Source organism: Fictibacillus norfolkensis (genome assembly GCF_014836645.1).
Taxonomy (GTDB): Bacteria; Bacillota; Bacilli; order Bacillales; family Fictibacillaceae; genus Fictibacillus; species Fictibacillus norfolkensis.
This window is the reverse complement of record NZ_JACSQM010000004.1, coordinates 356,504-375,091: the sequence shown is the minus strand read 5'-3', so window position 1 is coordinate 375,091 and position 18,588 is coordinate 356,504. Positions and strand designations below refer to the sequence as shown.

Annotated in this window: 23 protein-coding genes and 1 pseudogene; 4 read left to right on the top strand and 20 right to left on the bottom strand. The window is 35.8% G+C overall.

The window, feature by feature from the left end; translation table 11 throughout:
* Nucleotides 1-121 precede the first annotated feature (121 nt).
* From H9648_RS12155 to H9648_RS12125, 7 genes are all read right to left on the bottom strand, one after another.
* Nucleotides 122-1,372 (bottom strand): MFS transporter, encoded by a 1,251-nt coding sequence (locus tag H9648_RS12155; protein WP_191754059.1) that lies wholly within the window; start codon nt 1,370-1,372, stop codon nt 122-124.
* A gap of 237 nt (nt 1,373-1,609) precedes the next feature.
* The gene (locus H9648_RS12150) at nt 1,610-1,972 is read right to left on the bottom strand and encodes a DoxX family protein (protein WP_191754058.1); all 363 of its coding nucleotides are present in this window, start codon (nt 1,970-1,972) and stop codon (nt 1,610-1,612) included.
* Between the two features lie 143 nt (nt 1,973-2,115).
* Nucleotides 2,116-2,802: an ABC transporter permease gene (locus H9648_RS12145; protein ID WP_318243523.1), complete on the bottom strand. Its 687-nt coding sequence runs from the start codon at nt 2,800-2,802 to the stop codon at nt 2,116-2,118.
* Nucleotides 2,786-3,709, bottom strand: a complete 924-nt coding sequence (locus H9648_RS12140) for an ABC transporter ATP-binding protein (protein WP_191754056.1) — start codon at nt 3,707-3,709, stop codon at nt 2,786-2,788. Before H9648_RS12140 ends, H9648_RS12145 begins: the two co-directional genes overlap by 17 nt.
* A gap of 144 nt (nt 3,710-3,853) precedes the next feature.
* Nucleotides 3,854-4,789, bottom strand: a complete 936-nt coding sequence (locus H9648_RS12135; protein ID WP_191754055.1) for a sensor histidine kinase — start codon at nt 4,787-4,789, stop codon at nt 3,854-3,856.
* A gap of 3 nt (nt 4,790-4,792) precedes the next feature.
* Nucleotides 4,793-5,488 carry a response regulator transcription factor gene (locus H9648_RS12130; RefSeq protein ID WP_318243520.1) on the bottom strand — a complete coding sequence of 232 codons (696 nt, stop codon included), beginning with the start codon at nt 5,486-5,488 and terminating at the stop codon, nt 4,793-4,795.
* A gap of 332 nt (nt 5,489-5,820) precedes the next feature.
* Nucleotides 5,821-6,333, bottom strand: coding sequence for a DinB family protein (locus H9648_RS12125; RefSeq protein ID WP_191754054.1), 513 nt, complete (start codon nt 6,331-6,333; stop codon nt 5,821-5,823).
* Nucleotides 6,334-6,603: 270 nt separating this feature from the next.
* Here H9648_RS12125 and H9648_RS12120 point away from each other — a divergent pair, with 270 nt between their 5' ends.
* Nucleotides 6,604-7,074, top strand: coding sequence for a DinB family protein (locus H9648_RS12120; protein ID WP_191754053.1), 471 nt, complete (start codon nt 6,604-6,606; stop codon nt 7,072-7,074).
* Between the two features lie 177 nt (nt 7,075-7,251).
* On the opposite strand, the gene H9648_RS12115 is transcribed toward H9648_RS12120, so the two are convergent.
* The 9 genes and pseudogenes from H9648_RS12115 to H9648_RS12075 form a co-directional block, all read right to left on the bottom strand.
* Nucleotides 7,252-7,530, bottom strand: coding sequence for a hypothetical protein (locus H9648_RS12115; protein WP_191754052.1), 279 nt, complete (start codon nt 7,528-7,530; stop codon nt 7,252-7,254).
* 32 nt (nt 7,531-7,562) lie between these two features.
* The gene (locus H9648_RS12110) at nt 7,563-9,746 is read right to left on the bottom strand and encodes a type IA DNA topoisomerase (RefSeq protein WP_191754051.1); all 2,184 of its coding nucleotides are present in this window, start codon (nt 9,744-9,746) and stop codon (nt 7,563-7,565) included.
* 70 nt (nt 9,747-9,816) lie between these two features.
* Nucleotides 9,817-10,461 (bottom strand): nucleotidyltransferase domain-containing protein, encoded by a 645-nt coding sequence (locus H9648_RS12105; protein WP_191754050.1) that lies wholly within the window; start codon nt 10,459-10,461, stop codon nt 9,817-9,819.
* A gap of 17 nt (nt 10,462-10,478) precedes the next feature.
* Nucleotides 10,479-10,724, bottom strand: coding sequence for a hypothetical protein (locus H9648_RS12100; protein ID WP_191754049.1), 246 nt, complete (start codon nt 10,722-10,724; stop codon nt 10,479-10,481).
* Between the two features lie 29 nt (nt 10,725-10,753).
* Entirely contained in the window at nt 10,754-11,047 is a 294-nt protein-coding gene (locus H9648_RS12095; protein ID WP_191754048.1) for a hypothetical protein, read from the bottom strand.
* A gap of 60 nt (nt 11,048-11,107) precedes the next feature.
* On the bottom strand, nt 11,108-11,395 hold the full coding sequence (locus H9648_RS12090; RefSeq protein WP_191754047.1) for a hypothetical protein: 288 nt from the start codon (nt 11,393-11,395) through the stop codon (nt 11,108-11,110).
* Between the two features lie 66 nt (nt 11,396-11,461).
* Nucleotides 11,462-11,926, bottom strand: a pseudogene (locus tag H9648_RS21000) (GNAT family N-acetyltransferase).
* A 113-nt stretch (nt 11,927-12,039) separates the two neighbouring features.
* Nucleotides 12,040-12,567: a P-loop nucleotide/nucleoside kinase family protein gene (locus tag H9648_RS12080; protein WP_191754046.1), complete on the bottom strand. Its 528-nt coding sequence runs from the start codon at nt 12,565-12,567 to the stop codon at nt 12,040-12,042.
* A 198-nt stretch (nt 12,568-12,765) separates the two neighbouring features.
* Nucleotides 12,766-13,218: a GNAT family N-acetyltransferase gene (locus tag H9648_RS12075; RefSeq protein WP_225218857.1), complete on the bottom strand. Its 453-nt coding sequence runs from the start codon at nt 13,216-13,218 to the stop codon at nt 12,766-12,768.
* 221 nt (nt 13,219-13,439) lie between these two features.
* On the opposite strand from H9648_RS12075, the gene H9648_RS12070 reads away from it, so the two are divergent.
* Entirely contained in the window at nt 13,440-14,018 is a 579-nt protein-coding gene (locus tag H9648_RS12070) for a hypothetical protein (RefSeq protein WP_191754045.1), read from the top strand.
* Here H9648_RS12070 and H9648_RS12065 read toward each other — a convergent pair.
* Nucleotides 14,015-14,302 carry a hypothetical protein gene (locus H9648_RS12065; RefSeq protein WP_191754044.1) on the bottom strand — a complete coding sequence of 96 codons (288 nt, stop codon included), beginning with the start codon at nt 14,300-14,302 and terminating at the stop codon, nt 14,015-14,017. The genes H9648_RS12070 and H9648_RS12065 overlap by 4 nt on opposite strands.
* A gap of 154 nt (nt 14,303-14,456) precedes the next feature.
* Between H9648_RS12065 and H9648_RS12060 the strand changes: the two genes are divergently transcribed.
* Nucleotides 14,457-15,101, top strand: a complete 645-nt coding sequence (locus H9648_RS12060; protein WP_225218856.1) for a class I SAM-dependent methyltransferase — start codon at nt 14,457-14,459, stop codon at nt 15,099-15,101.
* Between the two features lie 623 nt (nt 15,102-15,724).
* On the opposite strand, the gene H9648_RS12055 is transcribed toward H9648_RS12060, so the two are convergent.
* Nucleotides 15,725-15,913 carry a DUF1272 domain-containing protein gene (locus H9648_RS12055; RefSeq protein WP_191754089.1) on the bottom strand — a complete coding sequence of 63 codons (189 nt, stop codon included), beginning with the start codon at nt 15,911-15,913 and terminating at the stop codon, nt 15,725-15,727.
* Nucleotides 15,914-16,083: 170 nt separating this feature from the next.
* Here H9648_RS12055 and H9648_RS12050 point away from each other — a divergent pair, with 170 nt between their 5' ends.
* Nucleotides 16,084-16,506 (top strand): Lrp/AsnC family transcriptional regulator, encoded by a 423-nt coding sequence (locus tag H9648_RS12050; protein WP_191754042.1) that lies wholly within the window; start codon nt 16,084-16,086, stop codon nt 16,504-16,506.
* A 96-nt stretch (nt 16,507-16,602) separates the two neighbouring features.
* Here H9648_RS12050 and H9648_RS12045 read toward each other — a convergent pair whose 3' ends face one another.
* Entirely contained in the window at nt 16,603-17,859 is a 1,257-nt protein-coding gene (locus tag H9648_RS12045) for a DUF445 domain-containing protein (RefSeq protein WP_191754041.1), read from the bottom strand.
* Nucleotides 17,860-17,943: 84 nt separating this feature from the next.
* Entirely contained in the window at nt 17,944-18,567 is a 624-nt protein-coding gene (locus H9648_RS12040; RefSeq protein WP_191754040.1) for a chloramphenicol phosphotransferase CPT family protein, read from the bottom strand.
* Nucleotides 18,568-18,588: the final 21 nt, after the last annotated feature.

Here is an 18,588-nt window from a genome sequence, read left to right as displayed (position 1 = left end):
CATTTTTATTAGTCTACATAAAAATACCCCTATAGGGCAGACCTTTTTCAAGTGTCTACTCTATAGGGTACAGTCTAAAAATCTGGTTAACCTTATAATACGAATTCACCCGAAATGAAGTTTAGTAGTTTTCTTTTATGTCGTCATCTTCGAGTTGGGCATTGCGCATTTTTGAAAGCCCAAACCAAACTCCGCAGATAGCTAGTCCTACTATGGAAATCCATAAAGCCATTCGATAACCATATCCATCGGCTATTCCCCCGCCTAGTGGTGCCCCGATTACGATCATACTTCGATTAATTGATCGCATAGTGGCATTCATACGCCCTTGCAAACGCGATGGAGTCACTGATTGACGGTATCCCATTTCTAGTGGGCCTTCCAATCCCATGGCAAAACCGTAAAGGAATTGACCAATCACAACCATTATAAGTGCATTTGTCTGCAGATTATCTTGGATTGCTGGTGGTGCTAGGACAATCAGGATTATTGCAGGAATGTACAGAACTCGTGAAAAAGTCATGACTCCTCCAATGCCCCATCGCTGGCCTGCCCGAGTGGAGAGCGATGTTCCAAGTACAGCACCAATACCTGCGGCAGAGAATACAAACCCTAGGATTGAAGCCGTGAACCCGAGTTCGGTTATAGCGAAGGTCACTATCACTGTAATACTCATGCTATGGAAGAGGAACCAAACGTGAGTATTCAAAGCTAGTGTGCGAAGGTATTGGTGTCGGTACACCCATCGCAAACCTTCTTTAATTTGTACACCGATTGGGTCGGCTGATGCCCTCTCTATGGGGTGATATTTTATTGAAGCCATCACAATTCCCGAGAGTAAATAAGACACTCCATCAACTAGGGTGGCGAAAGGAGCGCCAATCCATCCAATTAGTCCACCTGCGATTGCTGGACCGCTCGTTTCGGCGACGGCAGCACTTTGTTGTAAACGTGCATTTGCCTGTGTCAACAAGCGTCTCGGAACTATTTGCGGCACAAAGGACTGGTAGACAGCATCATTGAATAGTGACATGCAACCAAATATAACCATGATGACAATAATCCATCCGATGTTGATTACACCAAATACTGCCGTTATGCAGATTACTATGAGCAGAATACCTCTGCCTAAATCTGTCATTACCAATACAGACTTACGGTGAGTGCGATCAATAATAACACCCGCTACCAATCCAAGCAGCACATATGGTAGCCACCTAGAAGCACTAATCCAACCAACATCGGTAGCACTTCCGTGCAGATTAACCACCACCAATACTTGAAGAGCAAGAGTGGTAATAAAGGTGCCAAAATCCGATGTTGTTGAGGCTATCCAAAAACGAACAAAATCTTTATGATGTTTAAGTTGCATCGGCTCATTTTCCTTTCAATAAAACTTATAAATTTTCCATTAATAAATAAAAAATTGGTTATGCACGTGAAACAATGTAAAATGTCATTATAAAAATAGTTTGCAGATAATGGAGTTCATCTGTAAAAAAAAAATTCATATCACCTTAAAATGTTTTTTAAAACTGTCGATAACAATCAATTATATTAAATTCTTGGTTCTTTCTAACTAGTTGTAATGCCAGGTTGTCTACGAATTTCAGAACAATTTAGTCAGTTCGGAGATATTCAATTGCATGATAAAAAAAGCAACTATGCACAATACAACAGCAGGCACAGCTTTGCTAAATGGATCTTTTACCCTTATATGAGCTGCAGCTGCACCTATCATAATAATTCCAAGCCAGATACCGCTTAATGATGCAAGACCCGGATACCAAATACCTATAATCAATCCTATTACACCAACTAGTTGCGCTAATCCTGTTACTACCCGGAACTCTTTTTTAAATTTAAGATGCTCAAAAGATTCGATTTGCATTTTAGTTCCTAATATCTTTCCGAAACCAGTCATTAAAAAAATAAAACTTAATAATAATTGAAGTACAATTGATAATGTCATAATTTCCACTCCTTATTTTAATGTGAATAATAGCAATTTAATCGAGACCAGACCAACACAATATAGAATATTTGGATAAAACAGGTACTCACTAAACTGTTACAAAAAACAGATTTTGTTTGTATACTCATGAGTATCTACAACTAAATCTCCCCTACACTCTCCGCAGTTTTAATGGAAAGGTATATACTAAGTGCTCCTAATATGCATAGTACTGCTATGACAAACTCCGGTTTAAAATTTGTGAATGATGAGAAATTTGGTAATTGCATAGTTACTATAGAGCAAACAATGGTTGGTACTGTTTCTCTTTTCCAAATGGCAAAGAAAAAGAGCGGAATGAAACCAATCAGAGGAACAATAAGCGAACCGATAATCATACTACTAAAATAGGTGGAAATATCCGAATCAGTTGGCTGACCGTTAATAATAGGAAAAACCTGATCCAATAAATACGTTGTCAAACCTGTTAATATAAAGGAAATCATCGTAGCAAGAAAGACAAAAAGTGAGATAAACAGCACTTTCGCCATAAACAACTTCTTTCGGCTAATTGGGTATCTGAAAGAAAGAGAGATTGTTTTATTTTTATATTCTTCTATGAAAACCTGATTGATAAGGGATCCTCCAAACAAGATAAATCCCAATTGTATAAAAAAATTAAGTTCAATTGCTGAAGCATAGCTTTGGCCAAAAGCAGGCATTATCATTTTAATAAAAAACATAGGCATAAACATAAGTATCAGCCAGTAAATGATTACTTCACCAATAACAGAATGACGTTTTAATTTTTTCCATTCTAAAAACATTAATTTAAACAATTGTTCCACCCCTATTAATTTGCTCATAAAAATAGTCTTCCAAGGAGCTCGTATGTTTTTGGATTTCTTCAATGCCAATTTCATGAATGATTAAAAATTTGGAAATATCGCTTTGAGAATGAGTCAGATCATATATCCGAATTCTATTCCCTTGAATGATTTTCATATTCGAAATATGAAGTTCATTTTCAAGTAAATAAAGAGTTTTTTGCACATCTGTTGTCAATAGTTCGATGTAATCTGTTCGTTGCTTTCGAATATCTTCTAATGTAACTTCATTTAACAACTTTCCATTATCAATGACACCGATCCTGTCTACAACCTGTTCCATTTCTTTTAAAATATGGCTAGATAGAATAAAGGTTATTCCGTATTCCTTATTAAGCATTAAGATTAAATCCCTGGTATCTTTTATCCCAATAGGATCTAGACCATTTGTAGGCTCATCTAAAATAATCAGTTCAGGCTTTGTAATAATAGCTCTAGCTATCCCAAGTCGCTGCTTCATCCCAAGGGAAAATTCCTTCACATATTTATCCTCAATCCCTTTTAAATGAACCATATCCAATGCTTGTTTTATTCCTTTATCATCATAATATCCTAAATATTCACAATGGAGCTTCAAATTTTCTATTGCAGTTAAATGCTCAAAAAAAATTGGGTATTCAATAATACTTCCGACTCTCTTTAAAATAAACTTTGAACGGTCCGTAAATCTCTGGCCAAATAATTCTATCTCTCCACTTGTTGGCTTTGTTATTCCAGTGAGCATTTTCATAATAGTTGTTTTACCTGCACCATTTTGACCGAGAAGACCGTAAATTTCTCCTTTATGAATATGAAGATTGATATTTGTTACCAGCTGTTTTCCTTTAATATTTTTTGTAAGCCCGGTAGTTTTCACAATATTATTCAATCTGATATCTCCTTTCCTCCATCTACTTTCATCATAAGCATCAAAAATATCTTTTTTCTTTCCCAATCCTTACAAATTTCTTACGTGTTTTGTTAGTAGCAAAAAAGAGGCTGTTCTAACTGAACACCTCTTGCGAATAAGTATTTAATATGTAATTCGTTGGAAAATACACGTAAAGACCGTTTTTTCATAAGGTTTGCTACTTAAATGGATGGAACCTTTCATTGTTTCTATTAAATGTTTTGTAATGCTTAATCCGAGCCCACTTCCTTGAAACTCTGGATTTCTCGCATCATCCAGAGTATATAACCGTTCAAACACCTGATCTTGATCCACCTTAACGATTCCTTTCCCTTTATCCCAAATTTCAATTGCAATGGAATCCCCATTTTCCCGAACATCTAGACCAAACACTCCTCCATCACCTCCATAACGGATAGCATTTGAGATAAGATTGCTTAGGATTCGATTTAGTGCCTCCTCATTACCAAGAATGTAATAATATTGTTCCGGAATGTTCACTTCCACCTGAAGATTTTCAGATTGCAACAAATCATAAAATTCCAACACATTTTTCCTGCAAATTTCGTTAATAGAAATCCTGCTTAAAGGGTAAGAATAATCCCCAGAATCAAGTTTAACAAGATCAAAAAATTGATTGAGCAGTGCTATTACACTTAGCGTTTTCTGATGAAGACGGGAAGTAACCTGGTACCGTTCTTCCACACTCATACTTTTGTCTAAATTTAATTTTTCAACATAGCCTAAAATTACGGTTAATGGGGTTTTCAAATCGTGAGACATGTTAGACAGCAGTTTTCTTAAGCTATCTTTAGTTTTTACATAGTCTGCAATTACTTGTTGATTGTAATCTAAAAGACGGTTAATTTGAATGAGGAATAGTTTAATGGTTTTCTGATCTGTTTGTATTAACACTTTTTCAGTAGTCTCCTGTTCAATAATATCGGAAAGTTTATTCCGTATTTCGATCAGGTCCCTATTCATTTTTCTCCTGAAATAAGATTGCGTAGCAATAATCATAAGTGAAACTACTATAATTGAACTCAATAAAACAGTCATATGTTATTCACCTAATTTATATCCGATGCCCCATACCGTTCGAATGTATTGTGGGTTGGATGGATCCACTTCTATTTTCCCCCGAAGTCTTCTAATATGGACGTTAATTACATTTTCATTTCCATAATAGTCATCTTCCCAAATGAAATGATAAATTTGCTCCTTTGTAAACACCCTGCTCTGATTAGTCATAAATAGTTTTAAAATATGAAATTCCTTTGATGTAAGCTGCACAGTTTTCCCCTTAACTATTGCCGAAAAGGTGTTTAAGTCAAGAGAAAGCTCCATAAAATGAAGGATAGTTGAAGTAGATACATTCTCTGAAGAACGATATTGTGTTGCTCTTCGAATTGCGGCATGCACCCTGGCGGTCAGTTCAAGCATAGAAAAAGGCTTGCTGATATAATCGTCTGCACCAAATCCAAGACCTAAAGCTTTATCTATATCACTCCCTTTTGCTGAAATGATCAAGACAGGAATTAAACTTGTTGTTCTTACCTGCTTTAGAAAATCAATCCCACTTAGCTTAGGGAGCATTAGATCAAGTAAGATTAAATCCACCTCATTTTTCTGAAGTAGAGCCAATGCCTTCTCTCCATTAAATACAGTAAGTACCGTAAAATTCTCCTGTTCCAAGTGATTTTTAACCAATTCACTAATATCTCTATCATCCTCAACAAGCAGAACAGTCCTTTGCATATTTTCACTTCCATTCTTTTGTAAGGTAAATGTCTGACTGAAACGGAGTGAAAGGAATTAAGGAGTTGACAGGTTCACTACATCCCAAACCTTCTTGGCATTGAACAAACAACCGTTCGTTCCTGCCTACCGTTTTCAAGACCTAAGTCGTAAAAAGTCATAAAAAAAAAGAAGTGAAAAATATTAGTCATCTATAATATGTTTCACTCCTTTTACTTTTTGTTCTACAATCTCGCCCTATTATGGAATTAACTGATTTTCAGAAATAGAAAAGCATAACTCTATTTCTGTATATTTAATATAAGTAAGGATTATCGGCAGTTAGTAAAAAGCTATTTTTTTCTATTCGTTGCATACAAATAAACAACATAATCAGTCATAACCCCAGGATACCCTAATTGCCGCAACATAGCTGTTATATTCCCACGATGATAGGTTCCATGGTTGACAACATGCTGTACCAATTCGAAAAGATTGGTTTCCAACCGATCAAAGTGAGGATGTTCTGGAAAAATTGCTTGATTAAGATTCCCTTTGCGATCAAAAAATTCCTCAAATTGCTCAGATAAGTTAAAAAACATCGTTTCCGTCTCTTCAACACTTTTTCCTTTTGTTTTCTCTCGTAGTTGTGATCTCATTTCTGCTTTATCAAAACTATTGCTTGACATGACATTCAACCATATAGTATCGGCAGTGTAAATATGCACAAATACTTCTGAAATGGAAGAGAAAACACTTTGAATCTCCCTGCGATAAATGTCCTGTGGCAGTTCTTTTAAGTGCTCAAAAACTCTTTGATTTGCCCAAACGTGATAATCATACAATTGTAATGCATGAGGCTTCAATTGAATTCCCTCCCAATTCTAAAATTTGTAACCTATAAGGGGTATTCTTCATTGTTTTTAAAACACCTTTAAAAGGATTAGCGTGCCATAATGTTTTCACATCATGGCACGCCTTTAAACTTTATTATCACAAAACACTTGAGCGCTTATCCTTGTTCAATTGTCAGCCTATTTCACACAACGTTTTTTATGGGAATTTTTACCTATATTTTATTCCGTTTTTTACTGGTATAATATGGTTGATTTTTGTTAATGAGAGGGGAGAAAAAGATGGATCAACTTGTATTTAAACAATTTGAGATGACAAGAGAATACTTCATTAATATTGTAGAGTCCGTTTCTAAGGAACAAACTGATGTACAGCCAGATGGTTTTAATAACACAATTCATTGGCATACAGGTCACGTTTTGACAATTACTGAACAAACTATGTTTGGTTTCCCTCATGTAACAACTCACCTTCCCACGAATTATATGGAATTGTTTGGAAATGGCACAAAACCAGCTGATTGGACAGGAAATATACCTGCTATGGATCAGCTTATTTTACAGTTGAAAGATCAATTATCTCGTTTAAAGCAAATTCCAACTGAACAGCTAAATCAAGATTTGGATATACCATTCTTGGGGTGTAAGACTGTTGCAGAACTTGCAGGTTTAACATTAATGCATGAAGCTGCTCATATGGGGCAAATTCAGTCAATGAAGCGTATGATTGAACATGTAAGTATTAAAAACTGAATTTAATAAAGTGTTACATCTAGAAAAAAACCAGTCTATAAAACTGGTTTTTTCTTATGTATATTTTTTACATTCTTAGTTAACATAATTGATTGTTATCATCTTCGATTGAAGATCCTTTGTAGCTGCTTGTTAAATGATTATAGATAACTCTCAAATGTAGAAAGACTCATCTAACTAACGGCGGGCACGAATGAGCTTTATCATTGCTACTATAAATACAGTACCTGTAATCACCCAAGTAAGAAGAAAAGCAAGACCAAGACCAATATTTGCTCCAATATATTCGTTCTTGTAATCATCATAAAGTGTATAAGTAAGTGGCAAAGCAGAAATAAGCAAGCCGATCATCAGAAATGCACTTTTCTTCTTATTTTTGTGTTTTCTAGTAAGATACAAAAGGATAAAAGAAAGAACGAGCATCACAAAAGTAATAATAGTTTTCATTGTATCCATTTGCCGCCTCTTACCTCCTTATGTTTAATTAATCATTTCTTCACAAACTGATTATTAGCAAACTCAAACCCAATCGTTAAATCATCCTTTAGAACAAGCATCGCACTGAACTTTTTCTTTTCTTTCGCTTTTGGCTTAAAGCCTTTTATGAGACTTGTTTTCCCTTTCGTACATAAATCCTTCACCTGTTTTTCCGTAATCGTCTTACCGAGTAATTTCCCTGGAAAAGTTTGTTTGCAGCCATTAGCATGTTCCGAACATCGATAATAAGAACGACTTACGCTGATCTTTCCTTTTTTACACCGTGGACAAGTAGCAATCGGTTTCTGGCTCACATCCTTAACTCCATCAATGCTCTGCTGGATAGGTGCAGCATTCAATTGTCCAGGTACTTCTTCAATCAATTTATTGAGAAACTTTGCGATACTACCTAAAAATGCTTGAGGAGTCCCATTTCCGTTTCCGATTTTCTTTAAATAGGTTTCCCATTTAGCGGTCATGGATGGACTGGAAAGCAGATTGCCTTCTATGGACTGACATAGAATTTTTCCTTTTTCAGTAATATGGACAATGTTCTTTTTCACTTCAATGTATTGATGCTTTTTAATGGTTTCAATGATTCCACTTCGTGTTGCTTCAGTACCTAAGCCTTCTACTTCTTTCAATATTTCCATTTCTTCTTCATTCTCGACGGACTTACCACACGTTTTCATCATCGAAATGAGTTGACCTTCTGTATAAGGTTTTGGAGGGGTGGTCATTCCTTCTTTCATTTTGACAATACTTTTCACTTCCTCCCCTTTATCAAGTTTAGGAAGGGCTTGTGTTGCGTTTTCATCTTTCTTAGCAGTTGGGTTTTCTTTTTCCTTTGATCCATAGTTAAACAGTTCTTTCCATCCTTTGCTGATCTCTGTTTTTCCTACTGATTCAAAGTCTAAACCGTTCACATCCGTTGTTACTTTTATCTCTTCGTACACATAGTCATGATGAAACATAGCAAGTGTCGTATTCAAGACTTCAAAGTAAATGTTCTTTTCTTCTATCGATAATCCTTGAATTTTTGCTTGTGTTGGAACATTTTTTGTTGGGATGATCGCATAGTGTTCTTGAACCTTTGATCCGTCTACATATCTTTTACTAGGCCGTTTAGAAGCTGCAGCAAAACGATTCTCTATAAGACCTTGATACGAATCAAGGTTCGCCGATAGATACGCAAACTCATTTTCGGTAATGTATTGAGTGTCTGTCCTTGGATACGATAAGATTTTCTTATCGTACAATTTCTGAACCGTATCCAAAACCTTCTTCGGACTGTATTTCCATCTTCTGTTCGCTGTTGCCTGCAACGTCGAGAGCGAGTGTAACTTAGGTGATTTGATTCGCATTTCCTTTTTCGAAACGGCTTTAATGATGCCCGTATCTTTTCCAGTAATGTTGTGCTTGTCTAGAAGCTGTAGAACTTCTTCTTGTTTCTCACTTTTTATTTTTGCTTTTCCTTTATACTTTCCGTTTGCGGCCGTAAAGTTCCCTTCAATTTCATAAAAAGGTTTAGCCACAAAATTCTCGATCTCGAGGTGCCTTTGATAGATCAAGTATGTTGTTGGCGACTGCACCCTGCCAATGCTCAAGCTATCCGTAAGTCCCTTTTGCTGTAACAGTAACGTATAAAGGCGACTTCCGTTCATTCCAACGAGCCAATCAGAGATTTGACGTGTTTTGGCTTCAGCATAAAGCAATAGATCTTTCTCGTTATCATGAAGATTAGAAAATCCTTTACGAACCTCATCGACTTCTAGAGAGTTTATCCACAGTCGTTTAATGGTTTTGCCTCTCACACCTGTCATATGGTAGATCGAATAAAAGATGTTTGAACCTTCACGATCCACATCACATCCGTTAATGATGATGTCCGCTTCTTTAAATAAGCGTTTTACCGCATTAAACTGTTCATACTTACCCGTTGCGACCTTGAATTCATAACGTTCAGGTAAGATCGGTAAAGAAGACAAACGCCATGTTCCCCACTCAGACTTATATTCTTTTGGTTGCTTCAGCTCGACCAAATGACCGATGCCCCATGTTATCACTGCGCCATTTGGAAATATGCTGCATGAGTTTAATTCAATGAATGTTTTATCTTTCTTTTTTATAGAAAAGGCATCTGAATAAGCCTTAGCTTGTGATGGTTTTTCTGCTAAAATGACGATTTTACTCATAAGACTTCACCTATTTACTGATAAATTTTACTACTAGAACAAAGAAAATAAGGGGAGCGATACACCACCCTTACTTTAGTTTCCTATTATGCGAGCTATCTATGCACGCATTTATTCGTTCAATCCATGGATGTCCGTTAGGGTACTGAATGGTCAATGAATCTCTTAACCATTCTCTACTTACATCATCCAACGTTGGCAAGACATTCTCTAAATCCAGATTATCTTTTTCCCTAATCCACGAACTTCCACCCTTATATAAAAGCTGAATTTCAGGTCTTATGTACGAAACTCCCTCAGAAGTTGTCAATTCAAAATCCGTTAGCTTTCTTCTTATTGTACCATTTCGTTTGTAAATCCAATAATCATCCTCACAATCTATGATCATAACTTGAAAAGCCCAACTAGACTTTCCCTTTTTCTTAAACCATAAATTATCAAAATGAGTTTCTAGCTTTTCGTTCTTGTTCCACGGCGTTAATTTTCCTTTGAATGCTTTATACCCTTCCCAGTCACTGAATAAATATTTCTGTAAAAGTAGGTGTTGAGATCTCAAAATGACAACATCGATATCATCATGTTCTCGGGTTATTCTATCTAGATACAAATCCAATGCCCAGCCACCAGCAATCCACCATTGGATAGGCATCGGGCTGAATATTCCTTGTACTTCATCAACCGAGAGTGGTTGCCAGATTTCTTTGATTTCGCTCATTATTACCTCGAAATTTCTTAAGGATTTTTATATCCTGATTTCATTTTAGTATATAACCATATTAACAATATTGTAATGAGAGCACTTTCGAATGCCTTAATTAATAATATAAAAATGATGCGACCTAAGTCTTCAAGCTCATAATATCCAAAGTATTGAAGTTCATTTCCATAAAAAGCTGCATTTAATGTCATCAAGATCATGGTTATTGGGAACAGATACCAATAGTACTTCTTCACACTCTCTGGTAATGATAACTCCATACTCTTCCTCCACTCACTGCCAAAATCTATTAATTCAGTTCATCAAAAGTGCTGTTCTTATTAAGTGTATTTGAATCCTTTTCATAAAGATTCGCAAGATAGACTGAAGTAAAAAAAGCTGCAATCATTAAGGAAACACCCAACCAAGTGGATATTGTTTTCTTGGCTAATCCAATTTTAATAAAGCCCCATAAAGTGATTCCAACTATTCCTCCAGCCAATAAGGCACCTTGCCAGACTGTCCAATGCTCTGGAATAAAGAATTTTAGAAGTGTACCTGTAAGCATGACTAAAGTAAATGTAATAGGTCCTTGCAGCTTCACTTTCAATCTTCCTTTCAAACTTAAGATAAGAGGAAGTACATACAATGTTCCGTAATGGTCTTATGCATCCCCTACCCTACTTGTCGCAAAAATCCCTGCTAACAACGTAATCAATCCAATGACAAAGAAAACAGGTAATAATAGCATCATCATACCCACAGCAGCAAACCCATCACCGACTGCTAGACCAACTGGAATAGAAATGAGAAACGTTAAAAACGGATTAAAGCCCACCATAATGAAAGAACCCCAAACGATGAGTTTTCTTTTTGTTGTTTTACCTTTAGTAAGACTTATTGCCAAAAATACTAAAACGACTAAAATTCCTGTGGCTATTACAAATGCCAACTTCATCACCTACCTTTTCTTACCTATCAAGATATTCTCCATGGATGTATGGAAACTCTTCAGTGATTAAACAAATAAAGCCATCTGGATTAAATCTTGATATCGTCCATCCATTTTTACAGCTCTCGTTTTTCTTCCTTCTATAACAAAATCCAGTGATTTATATAAGTGTATGGCTCCGTGGTTGTCTTCCATGACCTCTAGACAAACCTTTTCAATCGTTTCATTGTTTCTTGCCCAAGAAATCAGTGAGTCTATCAGCGCTCTTCCAACACCAAGATTTCGATATTGGGGTAACACGGTCATCGCAAAAGAACCTTAATGTGCAACCTTCTCTTTGTTTCCGTTTTTAAAATCAATCACACCTGCAATCTCATTTTCATATTCAGCCACGAGTTTGAGATAATTCGGATTTGTGGAGTAATACTTCAACTCCCTTTTGATATCTTCAAGACTTAACTTTTCAATGTCTTCCACAGTACTTAGCATATAAGGAGCATCTACCAATGCTTTTGGAGCAGCCATTAATATCATTTCAGCATCATGTATGGTAGCCTTCCTTATTGTTACTTTTCTTCCACCTTTAGTTTTATAGGTATAACAATAAGTTGATAACATGGAACTTTCCCTTCCAAATCTTCGAATTAATTTTCAACTACGATTTCCCCTTCATCTTTTGGAACTTCAAAACCATCAAGATAAGAAGCCAATCGTTCCTCGGAAATCGGAAAAGAATTCGCATCAAAGCGTTTGTTTCGCAACTTTAGGCGCTTTCGTAATTCTTCCGGCTGAACCTTTAAATAGATTAACATCCATTTACCTCCAGCTTCTTCAATAAGCTTTTTATATTCGATCCTTCTTGATCGATCCCAAAAGCTAAAATCGATGACCACTTGTTGTTTATCGTGTATTAACTGAATGAGCAGCTGACGTAATTTACTTTCTGCTTCTCTTCTGTATTCCTCAAATTTTTCCATAGGAAAGTCAATGCCCCAACGACCATGGGTAGCCCATATTTCTTCATCAATTGAGAGACGAACAAAACCCTTCTTCTCTAACTGTTGTGAAAAAGTAGTTTTCCCGGAACCGGCTACGCCACACATCATCACGACTAGAGGTGTTATCTCATTCTGTTCATCATAAATGGTATCAAAACTAAATTTATCGAACATTCCCTAATCTCCTCATAAGTTTGACATGAGTATATGCTTAAATTCTAAATCTACATCTCGAATCCCTTCTTCTTCCATTTGATCATAAAGAAAAGTGCACTTCTATTTTTTAAAAGTGCACTCCGTGAGTAGAATTCTGTTTGATTTATAGGTTGTGTTAGTCGGTTGGCCAAATGTAAATGCATCTTCCCGAACCAATTATTCTTTTGCTTTCCACTCGTATAGAAGATCAGGCAAATTTTCTTCATTCTCATGTCCTCTTCCAATAACCGTAAACCCATTTTTTTCATAGAAACGTTGTGCGTTCTTGTTCACTTCAAATGTGTGTAAAGTTAGCCTTTCAGTAGAGTGTTCCTTTGCTCGTTGAAGCAATGTTTTACCAATTCCTAATTGTTGAAACTCATTATGTACATACAGCTGGCTTATTTCTGATTGATCATAAGCGATCATTCCAGCAACCTTTTCGTTAACGAGCGCTAACTCTACAATAAAATCTTTTACTAAGATGTTATTCAGAAAATAGATATGACTTTCAAAACTATGAATCTCATTTACACCTATGGCTTCAAATTTACTATCGCGCCACATTTTAACGGTTTTTTCTGCGTATTCAGGTATGTAAGGTATGATTTTAACTTTTTTATTCTCCAACTGTCTCTATCCTTTCAAATCCCTCAAAACAAGGGACAATCCATCACAAAATTTAAGCGTAAAACATATCATATCTTAACCATATTTTATTGGAGGTAATTACAATAAATTGTGTATGCAATAGTTTTCGTTGTTTACGTTCAGGTACATCTATTTTAGTTTTACTAAACGGAGCTTCTTTGCCCCTTCGAATTTCATTTGTTAGATTTAATGGTCACTGTTTGATCGGCTTACTTAATGGTTCACCTATACTACTTGATTGTAATTGTATATGTTCAATTAGAATTCTTTTTTTGTGTGTTGAAAGAACAACAACTTTTATAAATTCCAATGCTATTACAATCCCCGATCTATCAACAGGAGTTCCATATCCCTCACAAATCAATGTAATGGGATTAACAGGTCGTATTATTAAAGCAACTGTAACGATAAGTGATTTTAGCCATACATTCCCAAGAGACGTTGGCTTTTTGTTGGTAGGACCTCAAGGACAAACAGTTGAACTTATGAGTTGTGCAGGTGGTGGAGGTATAGCTGTAAATGTAACTATCACTTTTGATGATAGTGCCCCAGAACAAGTTCCTACAACAATTGTGTCAGGTACCTACCAGCCAAGTGTTTTTTGTGCTCGCACTTACAGTTCACCTGCTCCAACTCCTCCTTATGGGACTCAACTCTCTGCCTATAATGATACAATAGCAAATGGATTGTGGAGCTTATACGTACAAGATTTTATAGGCGTTGATGCTGGAGTCATTAGTGGTGGATGGACATTAAATATTACATCTTGTGAAATTTAAAAAATATTTTCACAAATAATGCCTTGCGTCTTAGCATATTCATTTATCGTTTTTGTGAATGTATGTTTTGATATGGAAAATGCATTATGAATTTCTCGCTTTTTGTTAATCTCAAATTCTTCAAATACCAGAAAGTTACGTAAATCCATTTTCTTAACGATAAACTGGTTGCATTCATACTCACCACGTCTAATATTACTAGAAAGTATAAAAGACATAATCCCATCATAATAGTCTTGATCGGAAATTTCTGTTTCCAAAAAAAGTTGTACGATTTCTGTCATACTAATACCTCTCCTCATTTTCTAAATCATTCATTAGAGTTTTTCGTTATCCAATCTTTAACTTTAATGTACTTTGTTAGACTTACCTATTTCTCAACCTCCTTTTAAAGGGTAATATTTCGAATAAGGCGAATAAGTAAGAGTACAAGCTTTTATGTTAAAGGAGAAAATTATGAAAATCCTTCATTCAATTAAAGAGTTTATAGATCAGAACTATCAAACGCCAAAAGGGTTGGTTGGTACATATATTGTAGAAAAGATGGTCAGACAACACAAACCTGAAACAGAATGGACCATAGGTTTATTAGACCTGCAAGATCAAGATTGTGTCTTAGAACTTGGTTGTGGTGCAGGCTATGCGATACAAATGATTTCTGAAAGATATCTTGTGCAGGAAATTGTCGGTATCGATCTTTCTGCAACCGCCATAAGGTCGGCAACGGCTCGAAACAAAAAGACAATGAACAATGAGAGAACTAAACTGATTCAAGCGGATTTTAAAGACCTTCCGTTTCCTGACAAGATGTTCAACAAGGTGTACAGCATTCAAACCATCTATTTTTGGAATGAAATTAATACCATTGTTTCAGAAATTTATAGAGTTCTTATGTCAGGTGGAATGGTCGTTATTACTTTTTCAAATGGTAAGGATAATGAAACGTGGGAAGGTGTAAAGGAAGTTTCAGAGAATCAAGTAATGCCATTCATGAGGGAAACTGGGTTTAAGGATGTTTCGTTAGTAAAAGGTCCTGACTCTAGGGGTTTTCACACAGTGTCTATAAAAGGAACAAAGAAATGATATACTTTTATACCAAAAGCTACTTATAATTTGTACTCTGATTCATCTTACCTCCTAATATCTTAACTTTTTTTCATGTTACCTAAAGAGGTAAGGCTTTCCAATGAGTCTTCTCTAACAGTTTTATGGAATTTTTTTGTGTAATACAAAAAGGCTGTTTTCGTATACTTTGTTGCTTTTGGAAGTGTTGATTTCCGTTCCAGGCTGCTCGCTTTCCACGGGGCAGACGCTGAGCCACATTCGTACGTTTCACTCTTAAGTGTCTCAGCTGTCCGCCTGTCCCGTAGGAGTCTCGCACCTTCCACTCCAATCAAATGTCAAAGGTGAAAAGGAGTTAAAATCAACAATCTTTTAAAAAAGAGCGTACAAAAAAAACAGCCTTGTAGGCTGCCATTCGTTATTTCTTTTGTGAAGGTGTAGAAATTAATTGAGATATGTAACCATTTAAGTCAAAATCATTGTTCCCAGCATATTCAGTCAAGTTTACAGTTGTCGTTAGCATTTTAGTTCCTCCTAAAATGAGTTTATTGTTATTAGTATTATTACCAAACTCGTAAACTATTAAACCCATTCTAGTCATTTTTTTTTATAAATTACTTACGGGGATACTCAAACTCGCATCATTAACTTAATTGACAACTTACAATTTGCGCTCCCGCTTTTGGACGTCTCACTAATTCACCATTACAGTTCATGCAAACATGATTCATTTCAGACGTGCATGTTTCGCAGTACGTACATTCATGAACACATATGTATGCATCCGACTGATCTTGAAGCTCAACTGAACATTTTTCACATTTCTTTCTCATCTCTAACATATCGTTTTTAACCCCTTTTAGTTGTATTTACTCGCTACATATATTATATTTTTTCCAGAAATGCTTTTACATGGAATAATTACGCTATTTCCAATGATTTTCATTATAACTCTCGGAAAAAGATGAATTATACCTGAATATTTAAAGTCGAGGGGTAAAATATGGACGAGATTGATAAAGAAATTCTTTTACATTTGCAGCAAGATGCTCGCATTTCAATAACAGCATTAGGAAAGAAAATTGGTCTTTCGAATCCTGCCGTTCATGAACGTGTTAAAAAGCTTGAGGATAAACAAATTATTGAAGGTTATAAGGCGATTATTAATCCTGAAAAAATGAATAAACCGATTATGGCGTTTATTCTGTACGACAATACAAAATGTAAGCCTTTTGTTGAATTCTGCAAAGACCATCCTGATGTGATTGAATGCCACCGCTTAGCTGGACAATATAACTATCTCATTAAAGTACTCACCCATTCTGTAGAATCTCTAGAAAGTTTCATAGATGATTCTATGAAATTCGGACAACCTTCTACATTGATGAGACTTTCATCACCCGTATCGGATAAATCTTTAAGTTAAATGTAAGTAAACATAAGAACAGACCGAATCAAATGGTTACAATACAAACCTTTGATCGGTCTTTTCTTATCTTAATGTGGTGAAAATATACTGTAATTACACTACCATCTTAAAGGTAGTTAAAAGAACACCTATCAAAAATCCACAAATTGCCCCGTTTACTCTAATCCATTGCAGATCTTTCCCTACATTATTCTCAATAATGTTTATCAATGTTTCATTATCCAGTTTTTCAAGGTTTTCTTTAACCAGTTGTCCAATCTTAGCATGATACTTCTCAACCATGAGTGAAAGTTGGTTTTGAATCCAGCCTTCTATTTTCATCATCCTGCTTGTATCTTCTTTAAGAGCTTGAATTTGGTTCTTGATCATTGTGATTATATGACGCTTTATCCATTCTTCATCTTGAGCTAGTTGAATGAATTTTTTCTTTGTTTTTTCTATCAATAAAGTTAACTGGTCAGTCGGACTCCACTGATCTACAATACTATTCTTCCACTCGCCAAGTTCTGCTATTAGTTCTCTTCGCTCATTCACATTTTTCATCTCACTGTGAATTTTATCAAGAATCGCTGTTCGATATGAATTATTTGGCTCTTGAAGAAGCACGATTCTTTTAAGAAAGAAGGGCTGTAACATGTTTCCTAACTTCTCTGCGTTGATCATTTGACTAAAAGATTGAATAGCCATCTTCATGAAGCCGTCTGACTTCGTATTGTCTAATAATTGTTTAGCAAAGATTCCAATTTTGTTCTTTGTATCTTCTTGTCTTAACCATTTTTCCGTTTCAACTAAAACATAGTCCAATGCTTTTGAATCCAGCTCCCTTTTAAGTAATTCGTTCACCGTTTTGTCTAGAACAGGCTCAATGTCTACACCATGCAAATATTCTTTTAACTCTTTTTCTAAAACGGGTGAAAGTTTTTCAGCATCCATTTCATTTATGAGATGAATAACTAAAGACTGTACCCCTTTATGAAAGGAAGGTGATTCTAACCTTTGCTCTAATTCGTGTACTGCCTTTTCTGATATATTCATATCTTTTATTTTATTTTGAATACTCTCTTTCGTTAACCAATCGTTTTCAAGCATATTGATGATCGCTTTAAGCATCCGATCACGATTTTTAGGAAGTAGCGCAGTATGCGGGATTGGAAGACCAAGAGGATGACGGAAGAGTGCCGTAACAGCAAACCAATCTGCCAAGCCTCCTACTAAACCTGCTTCAAATCCTCCTTGAAGAACTTGACCAGCAATAGAATCCTGAAAAGGAAAGGTGGCAAGAAAACCTCCACCCATGATTCCTAATGATATTTTCGCATAATATTTGGATTTGTTATCTTTCTTTTTCAATTGTACATCCCTCAGATTTTTTACAAGTTATTATGATTACTATTATAAATCATGTGTATTCAAATATAAAAACGTTAAACTATTCTAAAGTTTGAGATTCTGTATGTTTTGAAGTGCTCTAGGTGGAGGACCTTGATAAACTCTTTCGTACACTTGAGCTGCACATTCTTCTGATGTGAGTAATGAGGTATCTACTTCTAAATCATACAGACCCGGTTCATGAACAAGCTGCTGCCAAAGTGCTACAGGTGTTGGAACCTTGCCATCAGGTGTATAACCCTTTTTCCAACTCTCAATCCGACGTTTCATCACCGTGTCAATCGGACAGCGAACACCGATCAACCATGTTGGCGTACTGTTAAGAATTTTAGCCGCTTGATTTAAAAATTTACGCTTTACAGAGTACCCATCATGATGCCCTATATCCACAACAACATTCAAGCCTTCAAGACTGTATGCTACAATAGATTTGTACATGGCAAGGTACAGTTTCTGTATGAGGGGCTCTAAATCTGGCCGCTCGCCACCTGGCCTTAAACCAATGCTTGGTTGAAACTTCTCTGGTGTCATATCCATGATTCGATCCACCCCGATATTCATCCATACTCCTTCAAAATTGTTTTGAATGACAGAGGCTATGCTGGATTTTCCTGATCGGGGTGTACCATTTAGGATTATAACTCTCCCCTGCAATTCTGTTTGATCCATACAAATGCTCCTTTTTTAGCT

Excerpts from the sequence above, each read along its gene's own strand:
- H9648_RS12155 (WP_191754059.1), bottom strand. The coding sequence starts at position 1,372 with ATGCAACTTAAACATCATAAAGATTTTGTTCGTTTTTGGATAGCCTCA.
- H9648_RS12150 (WP_191754058.1), bottom strand. The coding sequence starts at position 1,972 with ATGACATTATCAATTGTACTTCAATTATTATTAAGTTTTATTTTTTTA.
- H9648_RS12135 (WP_191754055.1), bottom strand. The coding sequence starts at position 4,789 with ATGACTGTTTTATTGAGTTCAATTATAGTAGTTTCACTTATGATTATT.
- H9648_RS12130 (WP_318243520.1), bottom strand. The coding sequence starts at position 5,488 with ATGCAAAGGACTGTTCTGCTTGTTGAGGATGATAGAGATATTAGTGAA.
- H9648_RS12120 (WP_191754053.1), top strand. The coding sequence starts at position 6,604 with ATGGATCAACTTGTATTTAAACAATTTGAGATGACAAGAGAATACTTC.
- H9648_RS12115 (WP_191754052.1), bottom strand. The coding sequence starts at position 7,530 with ATGGATACAATGAAAACTATTATTACTTTTGTGATGCTCGTTCTTTCT.
- H9648_RS12110 (WP_191754051.1), bottom strand. The coding sequence starts at position 9,746 with ATGAGTAAAATCGTCATTTTAGCAGAAAAACCATCACAAGCTAAGGCT.
- H9648_RS12105 (WP_191754050.1), bottom strand. The coding sequence starts at position 10,461 with ATGAGCGAAATCAAAGAAATCTGGCAACCACTCTCGGTTGATGAAGTA.
- H9648_RS12100 (WP_191754049.1), bottom strand. The coding sequence starts at position 10,724 with ATGGAGTTATCATTACCAGAGAGTGTGAAGAAGTACTATTGGTATCTG.
- H9648_RS12080 (WP_191754046.1), bottom strand. The coding sequence starts at position 12,567 with ATGTTCGATAAATTTAGTTTTGATACCATTTATGATGAACAGAATGAG.
- H9648_RS12065 (WP_191754044.1), bottom strand. The coding sequence starts at position 14,302 with ATGACAGAAATCGTACAACTTTTTTTGGAAACAGAAATTTCCGATCAA.
- H9648_RS12060 (WP_225218856.1), top strand. The coding sequence starts at position 14,457 with ATGTTAAAGGAGAAAATTATGAAAATCCTTCATTCAATTAAAGAGTTT.
- H9648_RS12055 (WP_191754089.1), bottom strand. The coding sequence starts at position 15,913 with ATGAGAAAGAAATGTGAAAAATGTTCAGTTGAGCTTCAAGATCAGTCG.
- H9648_RS12050 (WP_191754042.1), top strand. The coding sequence starts at position 16,084 with ATGGACGAGATTGATAAAGAAATTCTTTTACATTTGCAGCAAGATGCT.
- H9648_RS12040 (WP_191754040.1), bottom strand. The coding sequence starts at position 18,567 with ATGGATCAAACAGAATTGCAGGGGAGAGTTATAATCCTAAATGGTACA.